The sequence below is a fragment of the Actinospineispora eucalypti genome, assembly GCF_039543365.1.
Taxonomy (GTDB): Bacteria; Actinomycetota; Actinomycetes; order Mycobacteriales; family Pseudonocardiaceae; genus Pseudonocardia; species Pseudonocardia eucalypti.
Genome location: NZ_BAABJP010000007.1, coordinates 551,626 through 565,203, shown reverse-complemented (window position 1 = coordinate 565,203; position 13,578 = coordinate 551,626). Strand labels below are relative to the sequence as shown.

Genomic DNA, 13,578 nt, shown 5'->3' with positions numbered 1-13,578 from the left:
GGTGTACCGTATGTGTATGGGCCGCACAAACATCGATATCGATGACGAGCTAATCGACGCGGCGATGAAAAAGTACGGGCTGAAGACCAAGAAAGAAGCGGTCGAACTGGCTCTCCGCCAACTGGTCGGCCCTCGCCTGTCCCCCGAGTTCTTCGAGAGCTTGCAGGGCATCGGCTGGGAAGGTGACCTCGACGCGATGCGCAATGCCGACAAGCCGATCGAGTGGTAGATCGGCCGTCGGGATGTTCCTGATCGACAGCTCCGCGTGGATCGAGTTGCTGCGCAACACCGGATCCCGCACCCACCTCGAACTGTTGAGGTTGACGCGGGAGCATCCCAGTGAGCTGGCCATCACCGAGCCGGTCATCTTGGAGTTGCTGGCCGGGCCCACCAACCATGTCAAGCTGGCCAAAGTAGAGAAGTTGGTCGCCGGGCTCCGCCTCCTGCCGGTCGACGCGGAGATCGACTACCGCGCCGGCGCCGCTGCCGCTAGGGCCGCTCGGCAAGTCGGCAAACCGGTGCGTTCGAACCTGGACTGCCTCATCGCGGCGGTCGCGGTGCGCACCGGGGCGTCGTTGGTGCACCAGGACAGAGATTTCACCTTGCTCGCCGAGGTGCTCCCCGATCTTCGGCTGCACTCAGGACGCTAGCGCAGGAGCAGTTTGTCCAGGCGGCGGGCGGCCACCACGACACCGATCGCGGCCATCACCAGGAAGTAGGCTAGGTGGCCGAGGACGCCGGTGGAGACGATGCCCGTGGTCAGCGCCCGCATCAGCTCCACCGCGTGGTATAGCGGCAGGCACTGCACCACCAGCCGCAGCGCGGGCGGGTAGACCGACAGCGGGAAGAACGTGGTGGTGAACAGGAACATCGGCATGATGGCCAGCTGGATCAGGTCGAAGTCCTGCCAGGACCGCATGAACGACGAGGCGGCCATGCCCACCGCCGCGAACGCGAACGCGACCAGCAGCGCGGCGGGCAGGGCGAGCAGCGCCCACGGCGAGGCGAGCAGGCCGAACCCGGCCAGCACGGTGAGGAAGCCCAGCGAGTACAGGCCACCGCGCAGCAGTGCCCAGGCGATCTCGCCGAGCGCCACGTCCACCGGCCCCAGCGGAGTGGCCAGCATCGCGTCGTACAGCTTGGCGTAGCGGAGCTTGAAGAACACGGCGAACGTGGCGTCGAAAACCGCGCCGTTCATCGCCGAGGCGGCCAACAGCCCGGGGGCGATGAACGCGGAGTAGCTGATCGGCGAGCCGTCCGGCGCCGGCAGCGTGCCGACCAGGGAACCCAGACCCTGGCCGAGGGCGAGCAGATAGAAGACCGGCTCGAAGAAGCCGGAGACGAACGTCAGCCAGGCCCGCCGGTAGGCCGTGGCGGAGCGCACCACCAGCATCCGCGCCCGCCCGGCGTAGCCGCCCACCGGCAGGATGCGCAGCAGCGGCGCGGAGCCCACCGCCCGGCTCACCGGTACAACCTCACGGTGAACCGCCAGCGGATCAGCCAGACCCCCAGCGCGAGCAGCGCCAGCAGGTAGCCGAGGTGGCCCAGCATCGGCCACAGCCGCAGGCCGCCGAGGGCGAACCCCCGGGCCAGCTCGGTGCCGTGCCACAGCGGCGTCACCCAGGCCACCGGCCGCAGCCAGGCGGGCAGCTGGGCGACCGGGAAGAACGTGCCGGCGAACAGCGTCATCGGGATGAGGACGAACCGGAAGTAGCTGGCGAACGCGGCGCCCTCGTCCTTCATGCTGGCGGAGAACGCGATGGTCAGCGCGGAGAACGCGGTGCCGCACAGGGTGGCGGCGAGCAGCGAGAGCAGAATGCCGAACCCGGTCACCCCGCCGACCGCCGCGATGAGCAGCAGGTAGGCCGCGCCCGAAGTGATCATGCGCAGCGAAACCCAGGTGAGCTGGCCGATCGCCACCTGTGCCGGAGTGAACGGCGCGGCGACCATCCCCCAGTACAGCTGCTGCCACTTGAACCCGGAGAGCACCGGGTAGGTGGACTCGAACGCGGCCGTCTGCACCGCCGACATGGCCAGCAGCCCCGGCGCCAGGTACACCAGGTACGGCACGCCGCCGACGGCGGCCGAACCACCGGGAGCGGCCCGGTCCACCAGGGTGCCGAAACCGACCCCGAAGGCGAGCAGGAACAGCACCGGCTGGAACACGCTGGACACCACGGTGGCCCGCCAGCCCTTGCGGTACCAGATGACGAAGTGCTCCAGGATCACCAGCACCGCGCGCCAGCCGGGCAGCACCCGGCCGATGGACCTGGGCGTATCCACGCTCATCACTCCACCAACGTCCGCCCGGTGAGCCGGAGGAACACGTCCTCCAGCGAGGACCGGCGGACCAGGCTGGCCTGCGGCCGCACCCCCGCCCGGTGCACCGCGCCCAGCGCGGCCTCGCCGTCCGCCGCGTACAGCAGCAGCCGGTCGGGCAGCTCTTCCACCCGCTCGGCCACCCCGTCCAGCTCCGCCGCGCCGGGCCTCGGGGCGCCGGGCGCGAACCGCAGCTCCACCACCTCGCGGGTGGAGTAGCGGGCGATCAGGTCGGCCGGGGCGCCCTCGGCCACGATCAGCCCGCCGTCCATCACCACCAACCGGTCGCACAGCTGCTCGGCCTCGTCCATGTAGTGCGTGGTGATCAGCTGGGTCACCCCGCGCTGCTTCAGCCGGTACAGCCGGTCCCAGAGCAGGTGCCGGGCCTGCGGGTCCAGCCCGGTGGTCGGCTCGTCCAGCAGCAACAGCTCGGGCTCGTTCACCAGCGAGCGGGCGATGGTCAGCCGGCGCTTCATGCCGCCGGACAGCGGTTCGACCGGCGAGTTCGCCCGGTCGGTGAGCTGGGCGAACTCCAGCAGCTCGGCCGCCTTCTCCCGCGCGCGAACCCGCGGGATGCCGAAGTAGCGCGCGTAGATCTCCAGGTTCTGCCGCACGCTCAGCTCGGCATCCAGGTTGTCCAGCTGCGGGACCACCCCGATGCGCGCGCGGATGGCCGGGCCGTCCACGTCGGGATCCAGGCCGAGCACCTGCAGCGTGCCGGCGCTGCGCGGCGAGACGCAGGCGATCATCCGCATCGCGGAGGACTTGCCGGCCCCGTTCGGGCCGAGGAAACCGAACACCTCGCCCCGGGACACGTCCAGGTCGATCCCCCGCACGGCCTCCACCGCGCCGAAGTGTTTGGTCAGGCCCCGCGCTTGCACCAGTCCATCGGACACCGCGCGACGGTATCCGCGAGGCCCGACAATTCTCCACCTAGTTGCGGCCCGAGCCACTGATAGGTTATATCCGATACCCGACCGTGCTCATCGATGAATGCGGCCAAGGGAGGACCATGACGCGTTGGCTGGCCCCGGCCGATGCACTGCTCGAGGTCGACCGGGTATACGCCCTGGCCCGCGCCGACCTGCTGGACGGCTCGGCCCGCCCGGGGACCGAGCTGACCATCGCCGGCCTCGGCGAGCGCCACCGGGCCGCCCGGGAGATCGCCGACGCGGTACTGCGCCCGCACCCATCGCCGAGACCGTGGAACGGGCCCAGCTCATCCTGTCCGGGGCCAACGTCTCGACCGACTGGCCGGCCCGGGCGGTCCGGATGGCCTGGCGCCCGATGCGCCGCTACGTGCACATCGCCACGCGGGCGCTGATGGACACAGAGGAGCTGCCGAAGGCCCGGCACGCCTCGGTGCGCCTGCTCTCCGAGTACCGCACCCGGTCCCCGCGCCGGGTGCGGGCGGCCCAGCTGCGCGAGCTGCACGACGTGGAACGCGTGCTCGACCTGGGCCTGGGCGACCTGCTCTCCTCCCCGCTGAACAGCGCCTGAGCCGGGCGGCTCTATGCTCGCCGGATGGCTCCCCGTTCCCCGTGGCGCCGGGCGCTCGCCGTGGCCGCCCTCGTCCTGCTCGGTGTGACCGGCTGCGCGTCCGGACCGACCGGACCGGCCCCGGAACCGCTGCCGGCCGCGCCCGACCTGCTCTCCCGCTCGGCCCAGACCATGGCCACCGTGCGCAGCGCCGCCGTCGACGTGCGGGTGGACCCGGCGCTGACCAGCGTGTTGGTCCGGTCGGCGGACGGCAAGCTCACCTCGACCGGCGAGGCCACCGGCACCGCCGTGCTCAGCTTCGGCGGCTCCCCCGTGGAGTACAACTTCGCGGTGACCAGGGGCAGCCTCTACCTCAAGGGGCCGACCGGACCGGCGCAGCGGCTGCCGATGGCACTGGCCGCCGGCATCTACGACCCCACCGCCGTGCTGGACCCGCGGCGGGGCATCGCCGCGCTGCTGCGCGCCGCCGGGACTCCGCCGCCGGGCGCCCCCGCCCCGACCACCGAGGCCCGCGAGGACGTCAACGGGGCCCCGGCCTACCGCGTGCGCACCACCGTCGACCCGAGCGCGGTGTCCGCCGTGGTGCCCGGGGTGCACGCGACCAACCTGCTGGTGTGGGTGGACAAGGCCACCTCCCGGCTGGTCAAGGCCCAGCTGGACGTGCCGGTGGACGCCACCCGGCAGGGCGGGCCGACCGCCCCGGCCACCGTGACGTTCGCCGACTTCGACGCGCCGGTGACCGTCACCCCGCCGTCCTGAACACGGTGACGCCCCCGGCCCGCACCGCCCGGGTCGGCGCCGCGCTCGGGGTCGGCGGGGCGGCGGTGCTGCTCGCCGCGCTGGACGGCTACGTGGTCGTCACGGTGCTCATCGACATCGTGCGCGAGCTGGCCATCCCGTTGAACCGGCTGGAGCGGGCCACCCCGCTGATCACCGGGTACCTGCTCGGCTACGTGGCGGCCATGCCGCTGCTCGGCCAGCTGTCCGACCGGTTCGGCCGGCGCGTGGTGATCCAGCTCTGCCTGCTCGGCTTCGCCGTGGGTTCGGCGGTCACCGCCGCCGGGGCGACCCTCGAGGTGATCGTGGCCGGCCGGGCGGTGCAGGGCATCTGCGGCGGCGCGCTACTGCCGGTCACCATGGCGCTGGCCGGAGACCTGGTCGCCGAGCGCCGCCGGGCCGGCGCGCTGGGCCTGGTCAGCGCGGCCGAGCAGCTGGGCAGCGTGCTCGGCCCGCTGTACGGGGCCGGGCTGGCCGCGCTGCTCGGCAGCTGGCGCGGGCTGTTCTGGGTGAACCTGCCGCTGGCCGCCGCCGCACTGCTCGCCGTCCACTTCGCGGTGCCCGCGCGTGACCCCGGAGCGACCGAACGACCCCGGGTGGACCTGGTTGGCGGCGCGCTGCTGGCGCTGGCGCTGGCGCTTGGGGTGGTCGGCCTGTACAACCCGGACCCCCGCCACTCGGTGCTGCCGCCGTGGGGACCGGGCACGCTGGCCGCCTCGGCGGTGGCGCTGCTCGCCTTCGCCGGCTGGGAGGCCCGCGCCCGCACCCGGCTGCTGGACCCGCGCGGGGTGCACGCCCGGCCGGTGCTGGCCGGGCTGGTGACCAGTGCGGTGGTCGGCGCCGCGCTGATGGTGACCCTGGTCGACGTCCAGCTCTTCGCCGAGACGGTGCTGCGGCTGGACGCGGTGGGCGGCGCGTTGGTGCTGGTGCGGTTCCTGGTGGCGCTGCCGGTCGGCGCGCTGCTCGGCGGGTTCCTGGCCCCCCGGGTGGGCGGCCCCGGCGTCGCCGCGGCCGGGTTGTTGCTGGCGGCGGGCGGGTTCGCCCTGATGTCCCGTTGGCCGGCCGGGCTGCTCACCGCCCGGCATCCGTTCGGACTGCCGATGGCGGACACCGACCTGGCGTTGACCGGGCTCGGCCTGGGGCTGGTAGTCGCCCCGGTGGCGGCCGCGGTCCTGCGCGCGGTCCCGGCCGACCGGCACGGGGTGGCCTCGGCGGCCACCGTGGTGGCCCGCACCGCCGGGATGCTGATCGGGGTGGCCGCGCTGTCCGCGTGGGGCCTGCACCGGTTCACCGAGCTCACCGCCTCGCTGGCCACCCCCCTGCCGTTCGGCGTGGACCCGGTCCGGTACGCGGCCCAGCTGGCCGCCTATCGCCGCGCCGTGGATGCCGCACTGCTGACCCAGTACCAGGAGATCTTCGGGCTGGCCGCCGTGGTGTGTGTCTGCGGGGCGGCGGCGGCTTTGTTCCTGGGTGGGCGTCGGGTCTCGGTGCCGGTTTGAAGAGAGCTTGGACGGCGAGAGTGGGGCGGTCTGCCGCGGCTCGGCGCGGCCCGTTGCGTTCGGGCACGGTTGGCCCGCTTCACTACGGTGAGTGACCGCTTTCGGCGGGGTTCTGCCGCCTCGTTCGTCGAGATCTACCTGAGCAGGCTTTGATCATGGTCGGAAGACCTCCCAGGTAGATCTCGACGAATCACGCCCCGCCGCCCACTCACCACGACTACAGCGCGTAACCCGAGGCCGAACCGGCACCGAGCAGCTACGCAACGGGCCGCGCCGAGCCGCACCACCCACCCGACTCTCGCCGTCCAAGCCTCTTTAAAACCCGCACCGCACTAAAGTCGCGGCCATGTGTGACGCCTCAACCGCCGCCCCCGGAGACGTCCTGGCCGCCGCCCCGAGAACAGCCCCGGGCGAGGCCGTCGACCCGATCGCGCTGGAACCGGTGGACGAGGTCCGCATCACCACCCTCGTGGACAACGTCTTCGACGCCCTGCTGACCGGCGATGACCACGTCAAACGGGTCAGCTTCGGCGCCGGCGCGGGCGTAAGAGCTCCGCAGTTCGAGGGCGGCACGACGAATGTCGGGCTGGTGGCGGAGCACGGGTTCGCCGCGCTGGTCACGGTGCGCCGGGGCGACCGGGAGACCAGCCTGCTGTTCGACACCGGGCTCTCCCCGGATGCCATGGTGAACAACGCCGACCGGCTGGGCGCCGATCTTTCCGGCATCCAGGCGGTGGTGCTCAGCCACGGCCACTTCGACCACGCGGGCGGGCTGGCCGGGCTGGCCGGCCGCCGCACCGGGCTGGCGGCGATGCCGATGGTGGTGCACCCGTACCTGTGGACCCGCCGCCGGCTGGCCGTCCCGGGCGGCGACCCGGCCGAGCTGCCCACCCTGAGCAAGCGGGCACTGGAGACCGAGGGCTTCCAGGTGATCGAACGCCGGCAGCCGTCGCTGCTGCTCGACAACGCGGTACTGATCACCGGCGAGGTGGACCGCACCACCGACTTCGAGCACGGCATGCCCCCGCCGCACCAGGCCTGGGACGGCGCGCAGTGGCGGCACGACCCGCTGGTGATCGACGACCAGGCGCTGGTGGTGCACGTGCGGGACCGGGGCCTGGTGGTGCTCACCGGCTGCGGCCACGCCGGCGCGGTGAACATCGTCCGCCACGCCCAGCGGCTGACCGGGGTGCCCACGCTGCACGCGCTGCTCGGCGGGCTGCACCTGGGCGGCCCCGCGTTCGAACCGATCATCGGCCCCACCGTCACCGCGCTCACCGAGATGGCCCCGGCACTGGTCGTGCCGGGGCACTGCACGGGCTGGCGGGCCCAGCACGCGCTGGCCGCCACGCTGCCCGACGCCTGGGTGCAGGGCAGCAGCGGTACGACCTACCTCCTCACTACTTGAGGTGATCGACCAGCCGGCCCTCGTTGCCGAACAGCTCGGCCTTCCACCGCTCCAGCAGCTCACTGGCGTCGAAGTCGTCCGGGTGGAAGCCGCGCCGGTTGTACGCGTTCAGGTGCCGCACCACGTCCCTGGTGATGAACGGTGAGGTGCGCAGGAGGCCGAACGCCTGCACCAGCCGCAGCGGGTTGTAGATGGCCCGGTCGCGCAGCAGGGACATGATCGAGAGCAGCGCGACGAACGGCACGAACAGCACGTTCACCACGCGCATGGTGTTGATCCGCATCGACTCGCGGCCCCCGGTCGCCCGGTAGACGTCGAACGCGACCGCCTTGTGCTCGGACTCCTCCAGCGCGTGCCACAGCAGCATGGAGCGGATCTCGTTGTCACCCAGCCGCCGCTGCGCCTCCTCGTTCTCCAGCAGCAGCTCGGCGATGGACGCGGTGTAGTGCTCCAGCGCGGAGGTGATGGCCAGTTGGATCCGCCAGGGCAGCAGCTTGGCGGCGCGGATCATCAGCAGGTGGGTGAGCCGGTCCACGAAGTGGGTGGGGTAGCCCAGCTCGTTCAGGCGGTCGTTCAGTGCCCGGTGCTCCCGGCCGTGCGTGACCTCCTGCCCGATGAAGCCGGCGACCTGCGACTTCAGCTCCGGGTCGGTGATCCGGTCGGCGTAGTGCCGCACCGAGCGGATGAAGAAGTCCTCCCCCTCCGGGAACAGCGCGGAGAGCACGGCCACGGTGTGGCTGAGGATCAGGTCACCGTTGGCGTAGTGCCGGTCCAGCGCCCCGGGCGGGTACTCGAACCTGATCCGTCGGGTGCGCACGGGGTACTTGGCGTTCATGCGGAGCTCCTGGCGGTTGCGGGGGCGGTCACGGTGCTGAACCGGTAGTCGTCGAGCGGGAAGTCACGGCTGGCCGCGAAGGCGTGCGCCGAACTGGTCGGGCGCAGGTACGGGGTGTCGCCGTGGTGGTCGAAGTAGTAGCTGTTGGCGGTGGCGCAGTTGTTGGTGTTGAACAGCGAGCCGGCCAGCTTGCGGCGCATCCGCTCGGTCCACCGGCGGCTGGCCTCCGGCCGCACCTCCACGCTGGTCGCGCCGCGCCGGTCCGCCTCACCGATCACCCGCACGATGTGCGCCGACGTGCTCTCCACCAACTGGTGCCAGGTGGCGCCGACCCAGCCGTACGGGCCGAACATCATGAAGTGGTTGGGCAGCCCGGGCATGCTCACGCCCTCGTAGGAGGTCAGCCGCTGCTCGGTGTACGCGGTGGCCAGGTCGAAGCCGTCCCTGCCCCGCACGGGGGTGCGGCGGAAGTTCTCCGGGTCGCTGGCCAGCCGGAACCCGGTGGCCAGGACCAGCACGTCGACGGGCCGTTCCCGGCCGTCGGCGGTACGCAGACCGTCCGGGGTGACCCGCTCGATGGGGTCGGTGACCAGCTCGACGTGCGGCCGGGTGAACGTCCTCAGGTAGTCGGAGGACACGGCGGGGCGCTTGCAGCCGAAGCCGTAGCGCGGGGTGAGCTTGTCACGCAGCTCGGCGTCCGGCACCTGCGAGCGGTACCAGAGCTCGCGCAGCGCACCGGCGATCGCCCGGGTCCAGATCGGCCGGTGCCGGACCACCACGTCGATCAGCACGAACTCCACCGCACGGGTGGCCAGCTCGCGCACCGCCCGCTGGCTGCCCGGCAGCCGGCGGAACAGCCCGCTGACCAGTGCCGGCGTGCCCGGGTCGATCTTGGGCGCGACCCAGATCGGGGTGCGCTGGTATACGTCCAGGTGCGCCACCCGGCCGGCGATCTCCGGGATGATCTGCACCGCGCTGGCCCCGGTGCCCACGATCGCGGCGCGCTTGCCGGCCAGGTCGTAGCCGTGGTCCCAGCGGGAGGAGTAGATGACCTTGCCGGCGAAGTCCGCGAGGCCGGGCAGCTCGGCCGGCTTGGGATCCACGAACGCGCCGATCGCGCTGACCACGAACCGGGCGGTGACCTCGCCGCCGGCCGTGCGCAGCCGCCACAGCTGTTCGTCCCCGTCCCACACCCGCTCGAGCACCTCGGTGTCGAACCGGATCGACCGGCGCAGGTCGTACCGGTCGGCGATGTGGTCGATGTAGGCCTTGACCTCGGCACCGGGAGCGAAGATCCGGCTCCAGTCCGGGTTCAGCTCGAAACTGAACTGGTACACCTGCGCCGGCACGTCCACGGCGATGCCCGGATAAGTGTTGTCCCGCCAGGTGCCGCCGATGTCCGAGGCACGCTCCAGCAGGACGATGTCCTCGATGCCCGCGCGGCGCAGCGCGATCGCCATGCCCAGGCCACTCAGCCCGGCACCGATGATCGCCACGTGGTGGTCGACCGCCATTGACCGACACCTCCCCGCTGTAACTAAGAGCGTCCACCTCAGCTAAACTCATGTAACAAACTAAGTCAAGTCGTAACATCTGTTAAGCTGCGGTCGTGCTCCAGAACGAGGATCTGATCGGCCGGGCACTGGCCGCCGAGCTGCCGGACGACCAGACCGCGAACCGAATTCTGGGCGCCGCTTTCCAGCAGGCGGAGGACTTCGGGCTGCGCCGGTTCACCATGGACGACGTGGCCCGCCGGGTCGGGCTGTCCCGGGTGACGATCTACCGCTACTTCCCCAAGAAGGACGAGCTGATCAACGCGCTGCTCATGATCGAGCTGCGCCGGTTCCTCAACAAGGTGGAGGCGGTCGTCGCCGAGCAGCCCACCCCGTTGTCCAAGCTGGTCGAGGGGCTGCTGTTCTGCCTGAACTTCCTGCGCGCGCACCGGTTGCTGAACCGTCTGCTGCGCACCGAGCCGGAGCTGATCCTGCCGCACCTGACCACCAAGGCCGGGGGCACCGTGCTCGCCGCCGCGCGCGGCTGGGTGGCCATGCAGATACGGGCCGAGGTGGCCGCCGGCCGGGTGGCGATGCCCGACCCGGACGTCGACGTGCTGGCCGAGCTCCTGGTCCGGATCGTGATCTCCTTGACGATCACGCCCGACTCGGTGCTGCCGATGGACTCGCCGGACGACCAGCGCCGGCTGGTCGAGCTCTATCTCGCCCCGGTCGTGGCCGCGTTCCGCCCGCGCGAGGAGAACTAGCGCGGAACGCGCTTGCCGAGCGGGCGCCCAGTTCGGCGCCCGCGGGGAACCCTAGGAAGGGTGGCGGCCCGCGACGGCGCCGCCACCCGGTCGATCACAGGTCAGGGAACCAGAGCTTGATCTCGCGGGACGCCGACTCCGGCGAGTCCGAACCGTGCACCAGGTTGAACTGGGTCTCCAGGCCGAAGTCGCCCCGGATGGTGCCCGGGGTGGCCTTCTCCACCGGGTCGGTGCCGCCGGCCAGCTGGCGGAACGCGGCGATCGCGCGCGGCCCCTCCACCACCGCGGAGACCACCGGGCCGGACGTGATGAAGTCCAGCAGGTCGTTGAAGAAGGGCTTGCCGTCGTGCTCCGCGTAGTGCTGGGAGGCCAGCTCACGGTCCACCGTGCGCAGCCGCAGCGCGACCAGATCGAGGCCCTTCCGCTCGATCCGGGAGATCACTTCACCTACCAGCCGACGGGACACGCCGTCGGGCTTGACCAGAACCAAAGTCCGCTCGCTCACGGTCGCGAAGCCTATCCTGGAGACGGCCGCCCAGGTGCAACACCCGGTGTACACTCTGAACTATGCCCACATCCCGCCCACGTCACATGATCACTCAGACGGACGACGTGGCCGCCGCGCTGGCGGAGGCCAAGCGGCGGTGGCCCGATCTGAGCGACACCGAACTGCTCTACCGATTGATCGCCGAGGGATACCAGGCCATGCGCCGTGACCCGGAGGCACGCCGGGCTCGGATTCTCGCCGGCGCGGGTGCCCTTGCCGGCACCTACGAGCCCGGTTACCTAGAGAAACTCCGCGAGGACTGGCCAGAGTGATCATTCTCGATGCCGCCGTGGTGATCGCCTATCTGGAAGGCAGCGACGACGCACACCACGCGGCGGCGGTCGCCGTAGTCGACGCGCACATCGGCGACGAGACTCTCGGGGTCAGTGCGCTGAACCTCGCCGAGTTGCTGGTTCGGCCGGTGCGCCGCGGCAACTCGGAGCACGCGCTGAACCTGGTCCTGGGCAACCTGGATGTCACGATTGTGCCCATCCTGGGCAGCGATGCACTCCGCTTGGCCGAGATTCGCGCTTCGACCGGGCTCAAGCTGCCGGACTGCTGCGTGCTGCTGGCGGCGGAACGCACCGGCGCCGGCGCCATCGTCACCTTCGACGACCGGCTCCGCGACGCGGCCCGCGGGCACGGCCTGATTGTGCTGCCGCAAAAGACCTAGCGCTGGCTGGGGAGGTCGCCCCGGGCCATCCGGGCGGCCACCTCCCGGCGCATCATCAACAGCGCGTACCAGACCAGGGCGAAGATCACGCCGATCACGCCGATCGGCAGGGACAGCAGCCCGCAGGCGATCAGCGCGCCCTGCAGCACCAGCACGGTCGGCAACGCCCACGACCGGCTCAGGAACCCGCACAGCAGCACCAGGGCGAGAGCCAGCCCGAGCACGGCCACCACGCCGAACCCCCCGCCGCTGTTGCCGAACTTGGCCAGCACCAGCAGCGTCAGCAGCACCACGATCGACTCGAGGATCAGGGTCGCCGCCATCACGCCCCGGAACCCCTTCATCGGGTCGGGCGCCGGCCGCTCGGGAGCGCTCACCCCGGGGCCTTGCCGAGCAGGGTTCGGGCCTCGCCAGCGGTCACCACCGAGCCGGTGATCACCACCGCGCCGCCGCCGAGCACGCCCGCCGGGGTACCGGCGTTGTCCTCGGCCTCGGCGTCCACCTCCTCGGCCAAGCGGACGGCTTCCTCCACCGCGTCGTCCAGCCGCGGTTCCACGGTGACCCGGTCGGCGCCGAACACGGCCACCGCGTCGGCGGCCAGCTCGTCCACGTCCCGCGCCCGCTTCGACGTGCTCTGGGTGACCACGACCTGGTCGAACACCGGCTCCAGCTCGGTGAGCAGGCCGCGCGAGTCCTTCCCCCGGAGCACGCCGACCACCCCGATCACCCGCCGGGAGCCGAACTCGTCGGCCAGCGCGGCGGCCAGCGCGGCGGCACCGTGCGGGTTGTGCGCCGCGTCCACCAGCACCGGCGGCGCGGTGCGCAGCCGCTCCAGCCGGCCGGGCGCGCTCACCCCGGCGAACGCGTTGCGTACCGCGTCCAGGTCCAGCGTGCGCCCGGCACCGGCGCCGAGCAGCGCCTCGGCGGCGGCCAGCGCCACCGCCGCGTTGGCCGCCTGGTGCTCGCCGTACAGCGGCAGGAACACCTCGTCGTAGGCGCCGCCGAGGCCCTGCAGCTTGAGCATCTGGCCGCCGACCGCCTTGTCCCGGCGCAGCACCCCGAACTCCATGCCCTGCCGGGCCACCGTGGCGCCCACCTTCGAGCAGTGCTCCAGCAGGACCTCGGCCACCTCGGGCTGCTGCACGGCCAGCACGGCGATCGAGCCGGGCTTGATGATGCCGGCCTTCTCCGCCGCGATGCCGGTGATCTCCGAACCCAGGTACTCCATGTGGTCGAGGCCGATCGGGGTGATCACCGAGACCGTCCCGTCGGCCACGTTGGTGGCGTCCCAGGAACCGCCCAGCCCGGTCTCGATCACCGCCGCGTCCACCGGCGCGTCCGCGAAGGCCGCGAAGGCCATCCCGGTGAGCACCTCGAACTTGCTCATCGCCGGCTGGTCGTCGGCCCGGCCGGTGTCCACCATCTGGACGTACGGCTCGACCTCCCAGAACAGCTCCACGTACCGGGCCAGCCCGACCGGCTCGCCGTCCAGGCAGATCCGCTCGTCGGCGCGCTGCAGGTGCGGGCTGGTGTACCGGCCGGTACGCAGCCCCACCTCGCGCAGCAGCGCGTCCACCATGCGCGCGGTGGAGGTCTTGCCGTTGGTGCCGGCCAGGTGGACCACCGGGTAGGCCCGCTGCGGGTCCCCCAGCAGATCCGCCAGCGCGCGGATCCGGCCGAGCGACGGCTCGATCTTGCTCTCCGGCCAGCGCCGGTTCAGCGCCGCCTCCACCGCCCGGAACTCGGCCTCCATGTTTTCC

At 71.8% G+C, this 13,578-nt stretch carries 17 protein-coding genes; 9 read left to right on the top strand and 8 right to left on the bottom strand.

The window, feature by feature from the left end; all coding sequences use genetic code 11:
• Positions 1–16: 16 nt before the first annotated feature.
• Together ABEB12_RS10270 and vapC are read left to right on the top strand one after the other, a co-directional pair.
• Complete coding sequence (locus ABEB12_RS10270) at positions 17–229, top strand: type II toxin-antitoxin system VapB family antitoxin (protein ID WP_185066505.1); 213 nt, start codon at positions 17–19, stop codon at positions 227–229.
• Positions 204–650 carry a type II toxin-antitoxin system VapC family toxin gene (gene vapC / locus ABEB12_RS10265; RefSeq protein ID WP_345702708.1) on the top strand — a complete coding sequence of 149 codons (447 nt, stop codon included), beginning with the start codon at positions 204–206 and terminating at the stop codon, positions 648–650. The genes ABEB12_RS10270 and vapC overlap by 26 nt, the downstream gene beginning before the upstream one ends.
• Here vapC and ABEB12_RS10260 read toward each other — a convergent pair.
• From ABEB12_RS10260 to ABEB12_RS10250, 3 genes are read right to left on the bottom strand one after another with little or no spacing between them, the layout of a single operon-like run.
• The gene (locus tag ABEB12_RS10260) at positions 647–1,465 is read right to left on the bottom strand and encodes an ABC transporter permease (RefSeq protein WP_345702707.1); all 819 of its coding nucleotides are present in this window, start codon (positions 1,463–1,465) and stop codon (positions 647–649) included. The two genes, vapC and ABEB12_RS10260, sit on opposite strands and share 4 nt — an antisense overlap.
• On the bottom strand, positions 1,462–2,289 hold the full coding sequence (locus tag ABEB12_RS10255; RefSeq protein ID WP_185066507.1) for an ABC transporter permease: 828 nt from the start codon (positions 2,287–2,289) through the stop codon (positions 1,462–1,464). The genes ABEB12_RS10260 and ABEB12_RS10255 overlap by 4 nt, the downstream gene beginning before the upstream one ends.
• A complete protein-coding gene (locus ABEB12_RS10250; protein WP_185066508.1) occupies positions 2,289–3,215 on the bottom strand; it encodes an ATP-binding cassette domain-containing protein in 927 nt (308 codons plus the stop codon). The genes ABEB12_RS10255 and ABEB12_RS10250 overlap by 1 nt, the downstream gene beginning before the upstream one ends.
• A 307-nt stretch (positions 3,216–3,522) precedes the next feature.
• On the opposite strand from ABEB12_RS10250, the gene ABEB12_RS10245 reads away from it, so the two are divergent.
• The 4 genes from ABEB12_RS10245 to ABEB12_RS10230 all read left to right on the top strand — a co-directional run bounded on the left by ABEB12_RS10245 (position 3,523) and on the right by ABEB12_RS10230 (position 7,503).
• Positions 3,523–3,819 carry a hypothetical protein gene (locus ABEB12_RS10245; RefSeq protein ID WP_185066509.1) on the top strand — a complete coding sequence of 99 codons (297 nt, stop codon included), beginning with the start codon at positions 3,523–3,525 and terminating at the stop codon, positions 3,817–3,819.
• A gap of 24 nt (positions 3,820–3,843) precedes the next feature.
• Complete coding sequence (locus ABEB12_RS10240) at positions 3,844–4,578, top strand: LppX_LprAFG lipoprotein (RefSeq protein ID WP_185066510.1); 735 nt, start codon at positions 3,844–3,846, stop codon at positions 4,576–4,578.
• A 5-nt stretch (positions 4,579–4,583) separates the two neighbouring features.
• Positions 4,584–6,095, top strand: a complete 1,512-nt coding sequence (locus tag ABEB12_RS10235) for an MFS transporter (protein ID WP_185066511.1) — start codon at positions 4,584–4,586, stop codon at positions 6,093–6,095.
• A 346-nt stretch (positions 6,096–6,441) separates the two neighbouring features.
• On the top strand, positions 6,442–7,503 hold the full coding sequence (locus ABEB12_RS10230) for an MBL fold metallo-hydrolase (RefSeq protein ID WP_185066512.1): 1,062 nt from the start codon (positions 6,442–6,444) through the stop codon (positions 7,501–7,503).
• Here ABEB12_RS10230 and ABEB12_RS10225 read toward each other — a convergent pair.
• Both ABEB12_RS10225 and ABEB12_RS10220 read right to left on the bottom strand, forming a co-directional pair.
• Positions 7,496–8,338 carry a metal-dependent hydrolase gene (locus tag ABEB12_RS10225; protein WP_185066513.1) on the bottom strand — a complete coding sequence of 281 codons (843 nt, stop codon included), beginning with the start codon at positions 8,336–8,338 and terminating at the stop codon, positions 7,496–7,498. The two genes, ABEB12_RS10230 and ABEB12_RS10225, sit on opposite strands and share 8 nt — an antisense overlap.
• Positions 8,335–9,852: an FAD-dependent oxidoreductase gene (locus ABEB12_RS10220; protein ID WP_185066514.1), complete on the bottom strand. Its 1,518-nt coding sequence runs from the start codon at positions 9,850–9,852 to the stop codon at positions 8,335–8,337. The genes ABEB12_RS10225 and ABEB12_RS10220 overlap by 4 nt, the downstream gene beginning before the upstream one ends.
• 95 nt (positions 9,853–9,947) lie before the next feature.
• Between ABEB12_RS10220 and ABEB12_RS10215 the strand changes: the two genes are divergently transcribed.
• Positions 9,948–10,598 (top strand): TetR family transcriptional regulator, encoded by a 651-nt coding sequence (locus ABEB12_RS10215; RefSeq protein ID WP_185066515.1) that lies wholly within the window; start codon positions 9,948–9,950, stop codon positions 10,596–10,598.
• 94 nt (positions 10,599–10,692) lie between these two features.
• On the opposite strand, the gene ndk is transcribed toward ABEB12_RS10215, so the two are convergent.
• Positions 10,693–11,103 (bottom strand): nucleoside-diphosphate kinase, encoded by a 411-nt coding sequence (gene ndk / locus ABEB12_RS10210; protein ID WP_185066516.1) that lies wholly within the window; start codon positions 11,101–11,103, stop codon positions 10,693–10,695.
• 86 nt (positions 11,104–11,189) lie between these two features.
• Here ndk and ABEB12_RS10205 point away from each other — a divergent pair, with 86 nt between their 5' ends.
• Both ABEB12_RS10205 and ABEB12_RS10200 read left to right on the top strand, forming a co-directional pair.
• Positions 11,190–11,417 carry a hypothetical protein gene (locus ABEB12_RS10205; RefSeq protein WP_221499070.1) on the top strand — a complete coding sequence of 76 codons (228 nt, stop codon included), beginning with the start codon at positions 11,190–11,192 and terminating at the stop codon, positions 11,415–11,417.
• Entirely contained in the window at positions 11,414–11,818 is a 405-nt protein-coding gene (locus ABEB12_RS10200; RefSeq protein WP_221499071.1) for a PIN domain-containing protein, read from the top strand. Before ABEB12_RS10205 ends, ABEB12_RS10200 begins: the two co-directional genes overlap by 4 nt.
• On the opposite strand, the gene ABEB12_RS10195 is transcribed toward ABEB12_RS10200, so the two are convergent.
• On the bottom strand, positions 11,815–12,195 hold the full coding sequence (locus ABEB12_RS10195) for a DUF4233 domain-containing protein (RefSeq protein ID WP_345702706.1): 381 nt from the start codon (positions 12,193–12,195) through the stop codon (positions 11,815–11,817). The two genes, ABEB12_RS10200 and ABEB12_RS10195, sit on opposite strands and share 4 nt — an antisense overlap.
• A complete protein-coding gene (locus ABEB12_RS10190; RefSeq protein WP_185066728.1) occupies positions 12,192–13,571 on the bottom strand; it encodes a glutamate ligase domain-containing protein in 1,380 nt (459 codons plus the stop codon). Before ABEB12_RS10190 ends, ABEB12_RS10195 begins: the two co-directional genes overlap by 4 nt.
• Positions 13,572–13,578 lie beyond the last annotated feature (7 nt).